The organism is Citrobacter sp. L55, assembly GCF_002850715.1.
GTDB classification, from domain to species: domain Bacteria; phylum Pseudomonadota; class Gammaproteobacteria; order Enterobacterales; family Enterobacteriaceae; genus Citrobacter; species Citrobacter braakii.
Window position 1 is genome coordinate 20,424 of the sequence record NZ_KZ559407.1, and the last position, 18,082, is coordinate 38,505.

Genomic DNA, 18,082 nt, shown 5'->3' on the forward strand with positions numbered 1-18,082 from the left:
CAGGGAGTCTGTAGATATGCCGCGAAATTTCGTTAATTAAGTGTAAATTTCTGCGCCAGAGCCTGTTACTTCACCTTCACCAGCGTACGACCTTGCACCTGGTTATTGATGATGGCATCGGCAAACTTCGGCGCATCCGCCAGCGTAATCTCCGTGGCGGCCTGAGCATAGAAAGAGTCCGGTAGATCCTTAACCAGACGCGCCCAGGCTTCTGCCCGGCGTGCCGGCGGGGTCATCACCGAGTCCACCCCTTGCAAACGAACGTTACGCAGAATAAATGGCATCACCGTCGTCGGCAGAGCGAAACCGCCAGCCAGGCCGCAGGCGGCAACGCAGCCACCGTAGTTCATCTGTGCCAGGACTTTTGCCAGAACTTTGTCGCCAACGGTATCAACCGCACCAGCCCACAGCTGTTTTTCCAACGGGCGAGATTCAGCAAATTCATCGCGGCTAAGGATACGGTTAGCGCCCAGGCTCTTCAGGTAGTCGTGAGTGCTTTCGCGACCCGAAACCGCCGCAACCTGATAACCCAGCTTATGCAGTAATGCCACGGCCGTGCTGCCCACGCCGCCGCTGGCGCCGGTGACGACAATTTCACCGTCTTGCGGGCGAATACCTGCATCTTCAAGCGCCATGACGCACAGCATGGCGGTAAAGCCAGCGGTACCGATGACCATGGCTTTACGTCCGTCCAGCCCTTGTGGCAGCGCAACCAGCCAGTCGCCTTTCACGCGTGCGCGTTCGGCCAGTCCACCCCAATGATTTTCACCCACGCCCCAGCCGGTCAGTAAAACTTCCTGACCTGCATGAAAACGGGGATCTTCGCTTGCGCGCACGGTACCGGCGAAATCGATACCAGGAATCATCGGAAAATTGCGAATGATTTTACCCTTGCCGGTGATAGCCAGGGCGTCTTTATAGTTCAGGCTTGACCAGTGGACATCCACCGTCACATCGCCTTCCGGTAGCTGATTTTCGTCGAGGGGTTGAACGGATGCGAGGGTTTTTCCGTCCTGCTGTTCTAAGATCAAAGCCTGCATAACCTGTCCTCAATTCGTATAGTGGATTGGAAAATTATTAATGAAGACTATACTCGCTAATCAAAACATGATGCCGATTCCGCGCAATAAATTGCCAGATATACCTAATTTGGTAGTATGCCCACACTGTTTGTATAAATGGACGGATTTTGCGTTCAGTTTTGCATTTTCGCGCCGCTTTATCACTTTCATGCCTGTTTCATAACTGTCGGAGTTAACACAAGGATGCGATTAACGACGAAATTTTCAGCTTTTGTGACGCTGCTTACAGGGTTAACGATCTTCGTAACTCTGATCGGCTGCTCGCTGAGTTTCTATAACGCGATTCAATATAAGTTCACCACCCGTGTTCAGGCGGTGGCGACGGCGATTGATACGCACCTTGTCTCCCGCGATGTCGTTGCGCTAACCCCGCAAATCGATGAACTGATGGTTTCGGTTGATATCGTGCGCGTCGAACTGCTACAGGGCGAACACGTGGTGTATGACCACTCCCGAACCAGCAGCTACCGCCCGGCGGGGACGAACAATCTGTATCGTGATGTCACCGTCCCGTTGGTCAAACACCCGGGCATGTCGCTGCGTCTGGTTTATCAGGATCCAATGGGCAACTATTTCCATTCGCTGATGACTACCGCACCGCTCACGTTGGCGATTGCTTTCATTATACTGATGCTCTTTTTGTCTGTGCGCTGGCTTCAGCGTCAGCTTTCAGGTCAAGAGTTGCTGGAGATTCGTTCAACGCGCATTCTTAACGGCGAACGTGGACCGAACGTGCGGGGGACTGTTTATGAATGGCCTGCGCGTACCAGTAGCGCGCTCGATATGCTGCTGACCGAAATTCAAAGTGCCCGCGAGCAACGTAGCCGACTGGATACGCTGATTCGTTCCTATGTGGCGCAGGATACAAAAACCGGGCTAAGCAACCGCCTGTTCTTTGATAACCAACTGGCAACGCTGCTGGAAGATCAGGAAAAAGTGGGATCGCATGGCGTCGTGATGATGGTACGCCTGCCGGACTTTACGCTGCTGCGCGATAGCTGGGGAATTACCCTTGCTGAAGAACAAATTTCAACGCTAATCAATTTGTTGTCGACTTTTATGACGCGCTATCCGGGCGCGTTGCTGGCGCGCTACCACCGTAGCGATTTTGCCATCCTGTTGCCACACCGCACGCTGAAAGAGGCGGAAAGTATTGCCGGGCAATTATTAAAAGCGGTAGATGCGCTTCCGGCTAATAAAATGATCGACCGTGCCGATATGGTTCATATTGGCATTTGTGTTTGCCGCAGCGGTCAGTCGACGGAACAAGTGATGGATCACGCCGAAGCCGCCACGCGGAACTCGGTATTGCAGGGTGGGAACAGCTGGTCGGTCTATGATGACTCACTACCGGAAAAAGGTCGGGGTAACGTACGCTGGCGAACGCTGATCGAACAGATGCTCAGCCGGGGTGGACCAAGAATTTATCAAAAGCCTGCGGTAACCCGTGAAGGTCGGGTGCACCACCGGGAGCTGATGTGCCGTATTTTTGATGGCAGCGAAGAGGTTATTTCGGCGGAATATATGCCGATGGTCCTGCAGTTTGGCCTGGCTGAAGAATATGACCGTCTGCAAATCAGCCGTCTGATCTTACTGTTGGGCTATTGGCCGCAGGAAAACCTGGCGATGCAGACAACGGTTGAATCGCTAATTCGCCCACGTTTTCAGCGCTGGCTACGTGATACGCTGATGCAGTGCGAAAAATCATTACGCAAACGCATAATTATTGAACTTGCTGAGGCAGATGTCTGTCAACATATCAGCCGGTTACAGCCCGTCATCAGATTGATGAATGCGCTGGGTGTGCGAATTGCCGTTACGCAGGCGGGTTTAACGCTGGTGAGCACCAGTTGGATCAAAGAGCTTAACGTTGAGTTATTGAAGCTGCATCCAAGCCTGGTGAGGAATATTGATAAGCGAACCGAAAACCAGCTCCTGGTGCAAAGCCTGGTGGAGGCTTGTTCTGGAACACCAACGCAGGTTTACGCCACGGGCGTTCGTTCGCGTAGCGAGTGGCATACGCTGACGGAACGCGGAGTTGCGGGTGGGCAAGGGGATTTTTTTGCCGCATCACAGCCACTTGACACTAACGTGAAAAAATATTCGCAAAGATACTCGGTTTAACCTGCCGTTTAATTCGTTTTCACGTAGAATAACGCGCGCTGTGCCTTCTGGGGGTGTGCTTGTCTGCTCGCCAGGTTGTAACAGCAAACATGCAGGTGAATGACCTTTGACAGGTTGCAAACAAAAGCGAGGAGTGCTGCTGATTTATTCAGCCCTGATGGACTCAGGCCGATTTTGTAACAAAGGAAACGAACTGCACTAATTTTCACCGTAGCAGATGATTTTTGCGCCTTGTCGCTGCTGCGTGTGGTTGGTAAAGTAAGCGGATTTTGTTTTCCGCCCCAGCTTTCAGGATTATCCCTTAGTATGTTGAAAAAATTTCGTGGCATGTTTTCCAATGACCTGTCCATTGACCTGGGTACCGCGAATACCCTTATTTATGTAAAAGGACAAGGCATCGTATTGAATGAGCCTTCTGTTGTGGCCATTCGTCAGGATCGTGCCGGCTCGCCAAAAAGCGTAGCCGCAGTGGGCCATGACGCGAAGCAGATGCTGGGTCGTACACCGGGCAATATCGCTGCCATTCGCCCAATGAAAGACGGCGTTATCGCTGACTTCTTCGTGACTGAAAAAATGCTCCAGCACTTTATCAAACAAGTGCACAGCAATAGCTTCATGCGCCCAAGCCCGCGCGTACTGGTATGTGTACCGGTTGGAGCAACTCAGGTTGAACGCCGCGCGATCCGTGAATCCGCCCAGGGCGCAGGTGCCCGTGAAGTATTCCTGATCGAAGAGCCGATGGCGGCTGCGATCGGGGCGGGTCTGCCAGTTTCTGAAGCAACCGGTTCTATGGTTGTGGATATCGGTGGTGGTACAACTGAAGTTGCGGTTATCTCCCTGAACGGCGTGGTTTACTCCTCTTCTGTACGTATTGGCGGCGACCGCTTCGACGAAGCCATCATTAATTATGTTCGTCGTAACTACGGTTCTCTGATCGGTGAAGCCACCGCAGAACGTATTAAACACGAAATCGGTTCCGCTTATCCGGGCGACGAAGTGCGCGAGATCGAAGTTCGCGGGCGTAACCTGGCAGAAGGTGTTCCACGCGGCTTTACCCTGAACTCCAACGAGATTCTGGAAGCCCTGCAGGAACCGCTGACCGGTATCGTGAGTGCGGTGATGGTTGCACTGGAACAGTGTCCGCCAGAACTGGCGTCTGACATCTCCGAACGCGGCATGGTACTGACCGGTGGCGGTGCTCTGCTGCGTAACCTTGACCGTTTGTTAATGGAAGAAACCGGTATTCCAGTTGTTGTTGCTGAAGATCCGCTGACCTGCGTGGCGCGCGGTGGCGGCAAGGCGCTGGAAATGATCGATATGCACGGCGGCGACCTGTTCAGCGAAGAGTAATCGGATGCAGGTAGGGTAGCCCGCGGGTTGCCCTTCCGCTCTGATACGAGAATACGCATAGACTATGAAGCCAATTTTTAGCCGTGGCCCGTCGCTACAGATTCGCCTTATTCTGGCGGTGCTGGTGGCGCTCGGCGTTATTATTGCCGACAGCCGCCTGGGTACGTTTAGTCAAATACGAACGTACATGGATACCGCCGTCAGTCCTTTCTACTTTATCTCAAATGGTCCTCGTGAATTACTCGACGGCGTTTCGCAAACGCTGGCTTCGCGTGACCAACTCGAACTTGAAAATCGGGCGTTGCGTCAGGAACTGCTGCTGAAAAACAGCGAGCTGCTGATGCTGGGGCAATATAAACAGGAGAACGCGCGTTTGCGTGAGCTGCTGGGATCGCCGCTGCGTCAGGACGAACAAAAGATGGTGACGCAGGTCATCTCAACGGTTAATGACCCTTACAGCGATCAGGTGGTGATCGACAAAGGGAGCGTTAACGGTGTCTACGAAGGTCAACCGGTTATTAGCGACAAAGGCGTTGTGGGTCAGGTCGTAGCGGTGGCTAAACTGACCAGCCGCGTGCTGCTGATTTGCGATGCGACGCATGCTCTGCCCATTCAGGTACTGCGTAACGATATCCGCGTGATCGCTGCCGGTAACGGCTGCACCGACGATCTTCAGCTCGAACACCTGCCGGCCAACACCGACATTCGCGTTGGCGATGTGCTGGTTACCTCGGGTCTGGGGGGACGTTTCCCTGAAGGCTATCCGGTTGGTGTTGTTTCTTCCGTTAAGCTGGACACTCAGCGCGCTTATACCGTGATTCAGGCACGCCCGACCGCAGGTCTGCAGCGTCTGCGTTATCTGCTGCTGTTGTGGGGCGCCGATCGTAACGGCGCAAATCCGATGACGCCAGAGGAAGTGCACCGCGTTGCCAATGAACGTCTGATGCAAATGATGCCGCAAGTTCTGCCTGCACCAGATGCCATGGGGCCGCCTGCGCCAGTGCCAGCTCCCGCAACAGGCGTGACTCCAGCGCCTGCGGGTACCACGCCGCCACAACCTGCTCCGCGTAAGCCGGGAGGACAGTAAGTGGCAAGCTATCGTAGCCAGGGACGTTGGGTGATTTGGCTCTCGTTCCTTATTGCACTGTTGCTGCAAGTCATGCCCTGGCCGGACGATATTCTGGTTTTCCGGCCAAACTGGGTACTGCTCATCTTGTTGTACTGGATCCTGGCGCTGCCGCATCGCGTAAATGTGGGCACGGGGTTTGTGGTGGGTGCCATACTGGATCTCATCAGCGGCTCCACGCTTGGCGTGCGCGCATTGTCGATGAGTATCATTGCTTATCTGGTCGCGCTGAAATTCCAGCTATTCCGTAACCTCGCGCTCTGGCAACAGGCGCTGGTGGTCATGTTGTTATCACTGGTCGTGGATATTATTGTTTTCTGGGCCGAGTTTTTAGTGATCAATGTCTCTTTCAGACCCGAAGTGTTCTGGAGTAGTGTAGTGAATGGTGTGCTTTGGCCATGGCTATTCTTACTGATGCGTAAAGTCCGTCAGCAGTTTGCGGTGCAATAAGGTTGATATGAATACTCTGTATCTTGCTTCTGGTTCTCCACGTCGTCAGGAGCTGCTCGCTCAGCTTGGTGTTACCTTTGAACGGCTGGTGCCTGGGATTGAAGAACAGCGACACCCGCAGGAGAGCGCGCAGCAGTATGTTTCGCGTCTGGCACGCGAAAAAGCGCAGGCTGGCGTGGCGCTGGCGCAGCGCGATTTGCCGGTATTGGGTGCGGATACCATTGTTATCCTTAATGGCGAAGTGCTGGAAAAACCACACGACGCCGCCCATGCCGCAGTAATGCTGCGCAAACTGTCGGGCAAAACGCATCAGGTCATGACCGCCGTGGCATTGGCCGACCGCCGGCACAGTCTGGACTGTCTGGTGGTGACGGAAGTGACGTTCAGAGCACTAACCGATGAGGACATCGCGGGCTATATTGCCAGCGGTGAACCAATGGATAAAGCAGGTGCATACGGTATTCAAGGGTTGGGTGGCTGTTTTGTCAGGAAGATCAATGGCAGCTATCACGCCGTAGTCGGCTTACCGCTGGTAGAAACGTATGAGTTGCTGACCAATTTTAACGCACTGCGTGAGAAAAGGGATAAACATGACGGCTGAATTGTTGGTAAACGTAACGCCATCGGAAACTCGGGTGGCTTACATTGATGGCGGTATTCTGCAGGAAATTCATATTGAACGTGAGGCGCGACGCGGAATCGTAGGCAATATCTACAAAGGTCGTGTAAGTCGTGTACTTCCGGGTATGCAGGCGGCTTTTGTAGATATTGGACTGGATAAAGCCGCATTTCTTCACGCTTCAGACATCATGCCGCACACCGAATGCGTGGCGGGTGAAGAACAAAAACAGTTCACCGTGCGCGACATTTCTGAACTGGTGCGCCAGGGCCAGGATCTGATGGTGCAGGTGGTAAAAGATCCGTTGGGTACTAAGGGCGCACGCCTGACGACGGACATCACGCTTCCTTCCCGTTACCTCGTCTTTATGCCAGGTGCTTCGCACGTTGGTGTTTCCCAACGTATCGAAAGCGAAACCGAACGCGAACGCCTGAAAAAAGTGGTGGCGGATTACTGCGATGAACAGGGCGGATTCATCATTCGCACAGCGGCGGAAGGCGTCTGCGAGGAGGATCTAGCCTCAGATGCTGCCTACCTGAAGCGCGTCTGGACTAAAGTCATGGAGCGTAAAAAGCGCCCGCAAACGCGCTACCAGATGTACGGCGAACTGGCGCTGGCGCAGCGCGTGTTGCGTGATTTTGCTGATGCCCAGCTTGACCGGATCCGCGTTGACTCTCGTCTTACTTATGAAGCGTTGCTGGAGTTCACAGCGGAATATATCCCCGAGATGACCAGCAAGCTGGAACATTACAGTGGGCGCCAGCCCATTTTTGATCTCTTTGACGTTGAGAATGAAATCCAGCGCGCGCTGGAACGCAAGGTTGAACTGAAATCCGGCGGCTATCTGATCATCGATCAAACTGAAGCAATGACCACCGTCGATATCAATACCGGAGCGTTTGTTGGGCATCGTAATCTCGACGACACTATCTTTAATACTAATATTGAAGCAACGCAGGCCATTGCTCGTCAGCTGCGTCTGCGTAACCTCGGCGGCATTATCATTATCGATTTTATCGACATGAATAATGAAGATCACCGTCGACGGGTACTGCACTCTCTGGAACAGGCGCTGAGCAAGGATCGCGTAAAAACCAGCATCAACGGTTTTTCACAGCTGGGCCTGGTGGAGATGACGCGCAAACGCACGCGTGAAAGCGTGGAACATGTGCTGTGCAACGAGTGTCCGACCTGTCATGGGCGCGGTACGGTGAAAACCGTGGAAACTGTATGCTATGAAATCATGCGCGAAATCGTGCGGGTACACCATGCATATGACTCCGATCGTTTCCTGGTTTATGCATCTCCGGCAGTGGCTGAAACCCTGAAGGGTGAAGAGTCACATGCGTTGGCGGAAGTGGAAATCTTTGTCGGCAAACAGGTTAAAGTACAAGTCGAACCGCTGTATAACCAGGAGCAGTTCGACGTTGTCATGATGTAATCTGGCCTGGTAAACGCCCAATGGCGATACCTTGCAGGCCGGAGAAGGCGTTCACGCCGCCATCCGGCAAGACGGTTTTGTGAGTCACATTTTTTGGTAGACAAGGAGAGGCGCGTGAGGCGATTGCCGGGGATATTACTGCTCACTGGAGCCGCATTCGTTGTCATCGCAGCGCTGCTGGTCAGTGGGCTGCGCCTTGCGCTGCCTCATCTTGATAGCTGGCGTCCGGCCATCCTTGGCAAGATTGAATCCGCCACCGGTCTGCCCGTCTCCGCCAGCCAACTTTCCGCTAGCTGGCAAAATTTCGGGCCTACTCTTGAAGCGCGCGATATCCACGCGCAGCTTAAAGATGGCGGTGAATTTTCGGTAAAGCGCGTTACATTAGCGCTGGATGTCTGGCAAAGCCTGCTGCACATGCGCTGGCAGTTTCGCGATCTCACCTTCTGGCAGTTGCAGCTGCGTACCAACACCCCCATCCAGCGCAGCGAAAGCGGTGATGGAATTGAAGCCGGCCACCTGAGCGATCTCTTCCTGCGTCAGTTTGATCATTTCGATCTACGCGACAGCCAGATTAGCTTTTTAACCCTCTCAGGCCAGCGTGCAGAACTGGCGATCCCGCAGCTTACCTGGCTTAACGGTAAAAACCGACATCGCGCTGAAGGCCAGGTCAGTCTCTCCAGTTTGACCGGGCAGCACGGTGTTATGCAGGTTCGAATGGATCTGCGTGATGACAACGGGCTGTTGAATAACGGTCGGGTCTGGCTGCAGGCCGACGATATCGACGTCAAGCCGTGGCTGGGTAAATGGATGCAGGATAATGTCGCGTTGCAAACCGCGCGTTTTAGCCTGGAAGCATGGATGACGATCAGAAAAGGTGTCGTTTCCGGCGGCGATGTCTGGCTGAAAAAAGGTGGGGCAAGTTGGCTGGGAGAGAGTCGTACGCACACGCTCTCCGTCGATAACCTGACGGCGCACATCAGCCGCGAGCAGTCGGGCTGGCAATTCTCCATTCCCGATACCCGTATCACGATGGATGATAAACCCTGGCCAAGCGGGGCGTTAACGCTGGCCTGGATCCCTGAACAGGAAGTCGGCGGCGAGAATAACAAACGCAGCGACGAGCTACGCATCCGCGCCAGCAATCTGGAGCTGGCCGGGTTAGAAGGGCTGCGTCCGATGGCGGCCAAGTTATCGCCTGCGCTGGGTGATATCTGGCGGGCCACGCAGCCGAGCGGCAAAATAGATGTGCTGGCGCTGGATATCCCGTTACAGGCAACAGAAAAAACTCGCTTCCAGTCCTCGTGGACCAATCTGGCCTGGAAACAGTGGAAGCTGCTGCCAGGGGCAGAACATTTCTCCGGTACGCTCGCGGGCAGCGTTGAAAACGGGGCGCTCACTGCTTCCATGAAGCAAGCTAAAATGCCGTATGAAACCGTCTTTCGCGCACCGCTGGAAATAGAGGATGGCGTAGCGACGCTAAGCTGGCTGAAGAATGATAAAGGTTTCCAGTTAGATGGGCGCAATATTGATGTTAAAGCGAAAGCGGTACGCGCACGCGGTGGTTTTCGCTATCTGCAGCCCGCCAATGATGAGCCATGGTTGGGCATTCTGGCAGGTATCAGCACCGACGATGGCTCTCAGGCCTGGCGTTACTTCCCGGAAAACCTGATGGGCAAAGAGCTGGTTGATTACCTCAGCGGCGCTATTCAGGGCGGCGAAGCGGATAACGCCACGTTGGTGTATGGCGGCGACCCGCATCTGTTCCCGTATCTACACAATGAAGGGCAGTTCCAGGTACTGGTGCCGCTTCGCAATGCGAAGTTTGCTTTCCAGCCCGACTGGCCCGCGCTGACTGACCTTAATATTGAACTGAACTTCATTAACGACGGTCTGTGGATGAAGACCGATAGCGTTAATCTGGGCGGTGTGAAGGCCAGTAATCTGACGGCTAACATCCCCGACTATGCCAAAGAAAAACTGCTGATTGATGCCGACATCAACGGGCCGGGCAAGGCGGTTGGACCTTATTTTGATGAGACGCCATTGAAGGATTCACTCGGCGCTACGCTTGAGCAGTTGCAGATTGACGGCGATGTGAATGCTCGCTTACATCTTGATATTCCGCTAGACGGCTCGCTGGTTACCGCCAAAGGTGACGTCAACCTGCGTAATAACAGCCTGTTTATTAAACCGCTCGACAGCACGCTGAAGAATTTGAATGGTAAATTCAGCTTTATCAACGGCGATCTGAAGAGCGAGCCGATGACCGCGAACTGGTTTAATCAGCCTCTGAACGTCGACTTTTCCACGACCGAAGGGGCGAAAGCCTATCAGGTAGCCGTGAATCTGCAAGGTGACTGGCAGCCAAGCCGCATGGGGATTTTACCGACGCAGGTCAACGACGCGTTGAATGGCAGCATAGCGTGGAATGGCAAGGTAGGAATCGATCTTCCGTATCATGCCGGGCCGACCTACAACGTTGAGTTAAAGGGCGACCTCAAGAATGTAAGTAGTCACTTACCTTCTCCACTGAATAAGGCGGCCGGTGAGGCGTTGCCGGTGAACGTTAAGGCCAACGGCAATCTGCGCAGCTTTGATCTGACCGGCAACGCTGGCAGCAAGAATCATTTTAATAGCCGCTGGCTGCTGAATCAGAAACTGACGCTTGACCGCGCAATCTGGGCGTCGGAAAGCCGCACCGTGCCAGCGTTACCCGATCAACAAGGCATAGAGCTTAATCTTCCCCCTATGGATGGCGCGCAATGGCTGGCGTTATTCCAGAAAGGCGCTGTGGATAACGTGGGCAGCAACGCTAACTTCCCGCAGCGCATCACGGTGCGTACGCCATCGTTATCCCTGGGCGGTCAACAGTGGAATAATTTGAGTATCGTTTCTGAGCCTGCGAGCAATGGCTCCACCGTGCAGGCGCAGGGCCGTGAAATTAACGCCACGCTGGCTATGCGCAATAATGCGCCGTGGCTGGCCAATATTAAGTATCTTTATTACAACCCAAGCGCGGCAAAACCGTCACAAAATAGTACGCCAGCCTCGCCGTTCTCAGCCATCGACAACGTCAGCTTCCGTGGCTGGCCGGACCTTCAGCTGCGCTGTGCCGAGTGCTGGATGTGGGGACAGAAATACGGGCGCATTGACGCCGATGTAGCGATTAAAGGCGACACGCTGACCTTGAGTAACGGTCTGTTGGATACGGGTTTTGCCAGACTGACCACCGACGGCGTGTGGGTGAATGCGCCGGGCAAGGAGCGAACGTCGCTGAAGGGTAAACTGAGCGGCAATAAAATTGACTCCGCAGCCGGTTTCTTTGGCGTATCAACGCCGATTCGCAATTCTTCATTCAACGTGGAGTATGATCTGCATTGGCGTAATCCGCCGTGGGATCCTGATGTAGCCTCGCTGAATGGTATTTTGCGTACCCGGCTGGGCAAAGGCGAACTTACCGAACTCAGTACCGGACATGCGGGGCAACTGTTACGTCTGCTAAGCTTCGATGCGTTACTGCGTAAACTGCGCTTTGATTTTAGCGACACCTTCAGCGAAGGCTTCTATTTCGACTCGATTCGCAGCACGGCGTGGATCAAAGATGGTGTGATGCATACCGACGACACGCTGGTGGACGGTCTGGAAGCCGATATTGCGATGAAAGGTTCAGTGAATCTGGTACGCCGGGATCTGGACATGGAAGCCATCGTTGCACCAGAAATATCTGCCACCGTAGGCGTTGCCGCCGCGTTTGCCGTCAACCCGATTGTTGGTGCGGCGGTGTTTGCCGCCAGTAAGGTGCTGGGGCCGCTGTGGAGCAAAGTCTCGATTCTGCGCTATCGCATCACCGGTCCGGTCGATAAGCCGCAAATTAACGAAGTTCTGCGTCAGCCGCGCAAAGAAAGCCAGCAATGATTTGACGGGGGCGAGTAATTGCCCCAATCTCAGTACATAGTATTGCCGGATGGCGCAGCGCTTATCCGGCCTACAGCAGCCTAACAACGTAGGCCGGATAAGGCGTTTTTTTCCGCTATCCGGCAGAATTAAATGAGTAATCAAAACGATGAGTCTGAACCTGGTAAGTGAACAATTGCTAGCGGCAAATGGCCTGAAACATCAGGATCTGTTTGCCATCCTGGGCCAATGGCCGAACGCCGTCTTGATTACGGCGATCTCTATTTTCAGTCGAGCTATCACGAATCCTGGGTTTTAGAAGACCGCATCATTAAAGATGGTTCTTACAATATCGATCAGGGCGTTGGCGTGCGCGCCATCAGCGGCGAGAAAACAGGGTTTGCCTATGCAGACCAGATTAGCCTGTTGGCGCTGGAACAAAGCGCTCATGCCGCGCGTACTATCGTGCGTGACAACGGTGACGGCAAAGTAAAAACGCTGGGGGCCGTGGAGCATCAGGCGCTTTACACCTCGGTTGATCCGTTGCAGAGCATGAGCCGCGAAGAAAAACTCGATATCCTGCGCCGCGTAGACAACGTGGCCCGTGCCGCCGACAAACGCGTCCAGGAAGTGACCGCCAGCCTGACCGGTGTTTATGAACTGATCCTGGTGGCCGCGACTGACGGTACGCTGGCCGCTGACGTCCGCCCGCTGGTACGTTTGTCCGTAAGCGTACAGGTCGAAGAGGACGGTAAGCGTGAGCGCGGCGCCAGCGGTGGCGGCGGTCGTTTTGGCTATGACTATTTCCTTGGCGACCTCGATGGTGAAGTCCGTGCCGACGCGTGGGCGAAAGAGGCCGTACGCATGGCGTTAGTCAATCTGTCCGCGGTAGCAGCGCCTGCTGGTACGCTGCCGGTAGTACTCGGCGCTGGCTGGCCTGGCGTTCTGCTGCATGAAGCGGTCGGTCATGGTCTGGAAGGTGATTTTAACCGCCGTGGCACCTCGGTATTCAGCGGTCACATGGGTGAGCTGGTGGCGTCAGAACTGTGTACCGTTGTGGATGATGGCACAATGGCGGACCGTCGTGGTTCTGTGGCTATCGATGACGAAGGGACACCGGGTCAGTACAACGTGCTGATCGAAAACGGCATTCTGAAAGGCTACATGCAGGACAAACTGAATGCGCGCCTGATGGGCGTAGCGCCAACGGGTAACGGTCGCCGTGAATCTTACGCGCACCTGCCGATGCCGCGTATGACCAACACCTATATGCTGCCGGGGAAATCCACGCCGCAGGAAATCATCGAATCCGTTGAATACGGTATTTATGCGCCTAACTTTGGCGGCGGTCAGGTAGATATCACCTCCGGGAAATTTGTATTCTCGACGTCCGAAGCGTACCTGATTGAAAACGGTAAAGTGACCAAACCGGTGAAAGGCGCAACGCTGATTGGCTCCGGTATCGAAGCGATGCAGCAGATTTCGATGGTGGGTAACGACCTGAAACTGGATAACGGGGTTGGCGTTTGCGGTAAAGAAGGACAGAGCTTGCCGGTGGGCGTGGGCCAGCCGACGCTGAAGGTGGATAACTTGACCGTAGGTGGCACCGCGTAACGACCCGGTCGCCGGATAGCGCTCAGCGTATCCGGCCTGGAATGTGCGTTGGCACTGAATGTAGGCCCGGTAAGCAAAGCGCTACCGGGCTTTTTTATTTCTCTTTGCCCCGGCCGTACATCCCCTGAAACAGCTGCGCCACATCGACAAAATAATCCGTCAGATAGTTAATCACCACCTGGACCTTGAGCGGTAGTTTGTCTTTTTCGGTATACAGCGCATAGACCGGACGTGGATCCGACTGGTAGCGGGGCAGCAGGATCTCCACTTCGCCACGATTGATCTCATTGATCACCCACATCAGCGGCACATAGGCAATACCCGCGCCTGCGGCCAGCCAGCGCACCAGCGTCATCGGATCGTTAGTCACGAAGCGCCCTTCTGGGATCAGGCGGGTAGAGATCCCCTCCGGAGCGATAAGTTCGAATTCATTATCCGGGCGCACGCTGTATTCCAGCCACGAGTGGTTACTGAGATCGGCGGGTTTTTCCGGCACGCCAAACTGCGCGAGATAGCTTTTAGCGGCGCAGACCACCATCGGCATGGTTCCCAGGCGACGTGAAAACAGGCTGGAGTCCTGCAACGCGCCGACGCGAATAACCACGTCCAGACCGTCGGCGATTAAATCCGGTGCCGGGATGCCTGTTACCAGATTTACCGTCAATCCTGGATACTCTTTCAGCATCGTTGCGGTCAACCCAGCGAGGACATTTTGTGCCATGGTTGAAGAACAACCAATGCGCAAGGTGCCGATGGGCGTGTTATTAAAGGCATAAAGCTGCTCGTGAACATCCTGTGCTTCGTGCAGCATCCGGCGGCAGCCCTGATAATAAATTTTACCGGCTTCGGTTAGCCCAATGCTGCGTGTGCTGCGGTTTAGCAGCTTGACCTGTAGCTCATCTTCCAGTTTAGAGACCGTCTGGCTTATCGATGAAACGCTCATTTGTAACTGTCTTGCGGCGGCGGTGAAGGAGCCCAGTTCGACAACTTTGGCAAACACCGACATACGTTTTAATCGTTCCATTGTTCACTCTGACTTAAAAGTGATTTAGATCACATAATATAGATAACAGCATAACAGTTACGTTAATATATTATTATTCAAATAACAGCTATGTCGCTCTCGCCTGGCTCATCCTTGCCCTTCTCTGCGGTGACATACGCTAGAAAATCTATCACCTGCACTCTCTTAAGCTACCAAGGTCAACATGAGTCTGTTTCCCGTTATCGTGGTGTTTGGTCTGTCCTTCCCACCGATTTTTTTCGAATTACTTTTGTCACTGGCGATTTTCTGGCTGGTGCGCCGGGTACTGGTTCCAACTGGCATCTATGATTTTGTCTGGCACCCGGCTCTGTTTAACACCGCGCTGTATTGCTGCCTGTTCTATTTAATAACGCGCCTGTTCGTTTGAGGTTGAAGTGAAAACACTAACAAGAAAACTCTCCCGTACGGCCACGACTCTCGTACTGGTCATTCTGGCCTTCATCGCCATTTTCCGCGCATGGGTGTTCTACACCGAGTCGCCGTGGACGCGAGATGCGCGCTTCAGCGCCGACGTTGTGGCCATAGCCCCGGATGTCGCCGGGCTTATCACTAACGTTAACGTTCATGATAATCAACTGGTGAAGAAAGACCAGGTCCTGTTTACCATCGATCAGCCGCGCTATAAAAAAGCGCTCGAAGAAGCAGAAGCAGACGTCGCCTACTATCAGGTGTTATCACAGGAAAAACGCCAGGAGGCCAGCCGTCGTAACCGGCTGGGCGTGCAGGCTATGTCTCGTGAAGAGATCGACCAGTCAAACAATGTCCTGCAAACCGTCTTACACCAGCTTGCGAAAGCGCAGGCGACCCGCGACCTGGCGAAATTAGATCTGGAACGTACCGTCATTCGCGCGCCAGCAGATGGCTGGGTGACTAACCTGAACGTCTACAGCGGCGAATTTATTACTCGCGGCTCTACGGCGGTGGCGTTGGTCAAACAGCATTCTTTTTATGTGCTGGCCTATATGGAAGAAACCAAGCTGGAAGGCGTCCGCCCTGGGTATCGCGCAGAGATCACCCCGCTGGGCAGTAATCATGTGCTGAAGGGCACCGTTGATAGCGTGGCGGCTGGCGTAACGAATGCCAGCAGCACGCGGGACGCAAAGGGTATGGCGACCATTGATTCCAATCTTGAATGGGTGCGTCTGGCGCAGCGTGTACCGGTGCGAATTCGTCTTGATGAGCAGCAGGGAACCCTGTGGCCTGCGGGGACTACGGCTACCGTCGTCATTACCGGCAAGCAGGATCGCGATGCAAGCCGGGAATCCTTCTTCCGTAAAATGGCGCACCGCCTGCGCGAGTTTGGCTAATCGTGATGGGCATTTTCTCTATTGCCAACCAGCATCTCCGCTTTGCGGTAAAACTGGCGTGCGCGATTGTACTGGCGCTGTTCGTTGGCTTTCACTTCCAACTTGAGACCCCGCGCTGGGCGGTGCTGACCGCCGCCATTGTGGCGGCTGGCCCGGCCTTTGCCGCTGGCGGAGAGCCCTATTCTGGTGCTATACGTTATCGCGGTATGCTGCGTATTGTCGGGACATTTATCGGCTGTATTGCTGCACTGATCATTATCATCAGCATGATCCGCGCCCCGTTATTGATGATCCTGGTGTGTTGTATCTGGGCCGGTTTTTGTACCTGGATCTCGTCGCTTGTGAAGATCGAAAACTCCTATGCCTGGGGACTTTCGGGCTATACGGCGCTGATCATCGTCATTACCATCCAGGCTGAACCGCTGCTGACGCCGCAATTTGCGCTCGAACGCTGTAGTGAAATAGTGATGGGGATTGTCTGTGCTATTGTGGCCGATCTGCTCTTTTCGCCCCGTTCGGTGAAACAGGAGATTGATGTCGAACTGGACAGCCTGCTGGTGGCGCAGTATCAGCTTATGCAGTTGTGCATTAAGCATGGTGACAGTGAAGAAGTGGACAAAGCCTGGGGCGATTTAGTCCGGCGTACGGCGGCAATGGAAGGCATGCGAAGTAACCTGAATATGGAGTCCTCACGCTGGGGGCGGGCTAACCGCAGGCTCAAAGCATTGAACACGCTGTCACTCACGCTCATCACGCAGTCCTGCGAAACCTATCTTATTCAGAACACTCGACCCGAACTGATCACTGATACCTTCCGCGAGTTGTTCAATATGCCGGTTGAAACGGTGCAGGATGTTCATAAACAGTTGAAGCGGATGCGGCGGGTGATTGCCTGGACCGGTGAACGCGAAACGCCGATTACGATATATAGTTGGGCTGGCGCCGCGACGCGCTACCTGTTGCTCAAACGCGGTGTACTGAGTAATACCAAAATTAGCGCCACGGAAGAAGAGATCCTGCAAGGTGAGCCAGTAGTGAAGGTGGAGTCTGCCGAGAGCCATCATGCGATGGTCAACTTCTGGCGCACCACGCTTTCTTGTGTGCTGGGAACTTTATTCTGGCTGTGGACCGGATGGACCTCCGGCAGCGGCGCAATGGTGATGATTGCGGTTGTCACTTCGCTGGCAATGCGTTTACCCAACCCGCGCATGGTGGCGATAGACTTTATTTACGGTACGTTGGCGGCGTTACCGCTCGGGGCGCTCTATTTCCTGGTGATTATCCCCAATACCCAACAAAGCATGTTGTTACTGTGCCTGAGCCTGGCGGTGCTGGGGTTCTTTCTGGGTATAGAGGTACAGAAACGACGGCTGGGATCAATGGGGGCGCTGGCCAGCACTATTAATATCATCGTGCTGGATAACCCGATGACCTTCCACTTTAGCCAGTTCCTTGATAGTGCGCTGGGGCAAATTGTTGGCTGCGTGCTGGCATTTATCGTCATTCTGTTGGTGCGCGATAACTCTCGTGACAGAACGGGTCGCGTGTTGCTCAACCAGTTTGTCTCGGCGGCGGTTTCAGCGATGACCACCAACGTGGTACGTCGTAAAGAAAACCATCTCCCGGCGCTTTATCAGCAGCTGTTTTTGCTGATGAACAAATTTCCCGGCGACCTGGCGAAGTTTCGCCTGGCGCTGACGATGATCATTGCGCATCAGCGCCTGCGCGATGCGCCGATACCGGTAAACGAGGATCTATCCGCGTTCCATCGCCAGCTTCGTCGCACTGCGGATCTCGTGATTTCCGCAGGAAACGACGACAAGCGCCGGCGCTACTTTAGCCAGTTGCTGGAAGAGCTTGAGATCTATCAGGAGAAATTAATCATCTGGCAAGCGCCACCGCAGGTGACCGAGCCGGTAAAACGACTTAGCGGGATGCTGCACAAATACCAGCATGCGCTGACCAGTAATTAAGAGTTGGAAACCGACGCTAAAGGCGTCGGTTTTTTTATGGCTATACTTACCTGAAAA

Annotated in this window: 12 protein-coding genes and 1 pseudogene; 11 read left to right on the top strand and 2 right to left on the bottom strand. The window is 54.2% G+C overall.

Annotation, left to right across the window (positions count from 1 at the left end; translation table 11 throughout):
• Window positions 1–65 precede the first annotated feature (65 nt).
• On the bottom strand, window positions 66–1,040 hold the full coding sequence (locus tag B9P82_RS17805) for an acrylyl-CoA reductase (NADPH) (RefSeq protein ID WP_047358541.1): 975 nt from the start codon (window positions 1,038–1,040) through the stop codon (window positions 66–68).
• A 225-nt stretch (window positions 1,041–1,265) separates the two neighbouring features.
• On the opposite strand from B9P82_RS17805, the gene csrD reads away from it, so the two are divergent.
• The 8 genes and pseudogenes from csrD (at window position 1,266) to tldD (ending at window position 13,700) form a co-directional block, all read left to right on the top strand.
• The gene (gene csrD / locus B9P82_RS17810; RefSeq protein ID WP_016154717.1) at window positions 1,266–3,206 is read left to right on the top strand and encodes an RNase E specificity factor CsrD; all 1,941 of its coding nucleotides are present in this window, start codon (window positions 1,266–1,268) and stop codon (window positions 3,204–3,206) included.
• Between the two features lie 306 nt (window positions 3,207–3,512).
• Window positions 3,513–4,556 carry a rod shape-determining protein MreB gene (gene mreB, locus B9P82_RS17820; protein WP_000913396.1) on the top strand — a complete coding sequence of 348 codons (1,044 nt, stop codon included), beginning with the start codon at window positions 3,513–3,515 and terminating at the stop codon, window positions 4,554–4,556.
• A 64-nt stretch (window positions 4,557–4,620) separates the two neighbouring features.
• Entirely contained in the window at window positions 4,621–5,643 is a 1,023-nt protein-coding gene (gene mreC / locus B9P82_RS17825; protein ID WP_016154716.1) for a rod shape-determining protein MreC, read from the top strand.
• Window positions 5,644–6,132, top strand: coding sequence for a rod shape-determining protein MreD (gene mreD / locus B9P82_RS17830; RefSeq protein ID WP_003025196.1), 489 nt, complete (start codon window positions 5,644–5,646; stop codon window positions 6,130–6,132). It abuts the gene before it with no gap.
• Window positions 6,133–6,139: 7 nt separating this feature from the next.
• On the top strand, window positions 6,140–6,733 hold the full coding sequence (locus B9P82_RS17835) for a Maf family protein (protein ID WP_101700712.1): 594 nt from the start codon (window positions 6,140–6,142) through the stop codon (window positions 6,731–6,733).
• Window positions 6,723–8,192 (top strand): ribonuclease G, encoded by a 1,470-nt coding sequence (rng, locus tag B9P82_RS17840; protein ID WP_003828822.1) that lies wholly within the window; start codon window positions 6,723–6,725, stop codon window positions 8,190–8,192. The genes B9P82_RS17835 and rng overlap by 11 nt, the downstream gene beginning before the upstream one ends.
• Before the next feature lie 114 nt (window positions 8,193–8,306).
• Complete coding sequence (gene yhdP / locus B9P82_RS17845) at window positions 8,307–12,107, top strand: AsmA2 domain-containing protein YhdP (protein WP_101700713.1); 3,801 nt, start codon at window positions 8,307–8,309, stop codon at window positions 12,105–12,107.
• 148 nt (window positions 12,108–12,255) lie between these two features.
• A pseudogene (gene tldD / locus B9P82_RS17850) lies at window positions 12,256–13,700 on the top strand (metalloprotease TldD).
• Between the two features lie 94 nt (window positions 13,701–13,794).
• On the opposite strand, the gene aaeR reads toward tldD, so the two are convergent.
• A complete protein-coding gene (gene aaeR, locus B9P82_RS17855; RefSeq protein ID WP_016157586.1) occupies window positions 13,795–14,724 on the bottom strand; it encodes an HTH-type transcriptional activator AaeR in 930 nt (309 codons plus the stop codon).
• A 184-nt stretch (window positions 14,725–14,908) separates the two neighbouring features.
• On the opposite strand from aaeR, the gene aaeX reads away from it, so the two are divergent.
• Genes aaeX through aaeB form a run of 3 tightly spaced genes read left to right on the top strand, consistent with a single transcriptional unit; the run spans window position 14,909 to window position 18,025 of the window.
• On the top strand, window positions 14,909–15,112 hold the full coding sequence (gene aaeX / locus B9P82_RS17860) for a p-hydroxybenzoic acid efflux pump operon protein AaeX (RefSeq protein ID WP_003025177.1): 204 nt from the start codon (window positions 14,909–14,911) through the stop codon (window positions 15,110–15,112).
• Window positions 15,113–15,119: 7 nt separating this feature from the next.
• Entirely contained in the window at window positions 15,120–16,052 is a 933-nt protein-coding gene (gene aaeA / locus B9P82_RS17865) for a p-hydroxybenzoic acid efflux pump subunit AaeA (protein WP_016154711.1), read from the top strand.
• A 5-nt stretch (window positions 16,053–16,057) separates the two neighbouring features.
• On the top strand, window positions 16,058–18,025 hold the full coding sequence (gene aaeB / locus B9P82_RS17870) for a p-hydroxybenzoic acid efflux pump subunit AaeB (RefSeq protein WP_101700714.1): 1,968 nt from the start codon (window positions 16,058–16,060) through the stop codon (window positions 18,023–18,025).
• Window positions 18,026–18,082 lie beyond the last annotated feature (57 nt).

Bases quoted from the DNA above. Each gene is read 5' to 3' on its own strand.
- B9P82_RS17805 (WP_047358541.1), bottom strand. From the start codon at position 1,040: ATGCAGGCTTTGATCTTAGAACAGCAGGACGGAAAAACCCTCGCATCC.
- csrD (WP_016154717.1), top strand. From the start codon at position 1,266: ATGCGATTAACGACGAAATTTTCAGCTTTTGTGACGCTGCTTACAGGG.
- mreB (WP_000913396.1), top strand. From the start codon at position 3,513: ATGTTGAAAAAATTTCGTGGCATGTTTTCCAATGACCTGTCCATTGAC.
- mreC (WP_016154716.1), top strand. From the start codon at position 4,621: ATGAAGCCAATTTTTAGCCGTGGCCCGTCGCTACAGATTCGCCTTATT.
- B9P82_RS17835 (WP_101700712.1), top strand. From the start codon at position 6,140: ATGAATACTCTGTATCTTGCTTCTGGTTCTCCACGTCGTCAGGAGCTG.
- rng (WP_003828822.1), top strand. From the start codon at position 6,723: ATGACGGCTGAATTGTTGGTAAACGTAACGCCATCGGAAACTCGGGTG.
- aaeR (WP_016157586.1), bottom strand. From the start codon at position 14,724: ATGGAACGATTAAAACGTATGTCGGTGTTTGCCAAAGTTGTCGAACTG.
- aaeX (WP_003025177.1), top strand. From the start codon at position 14,909: ATGAGTCTGTTTCCCGTTATCGTGGTGTTTGGTCTGTCCTTCCCACCG.
- aaeB (WP_101700714.1), top strand. From the start codon at position 16,058: ATGGGCATTTTCTCTATTGCCAACCAGCATCTCCGCTTTGCGGTAAAA.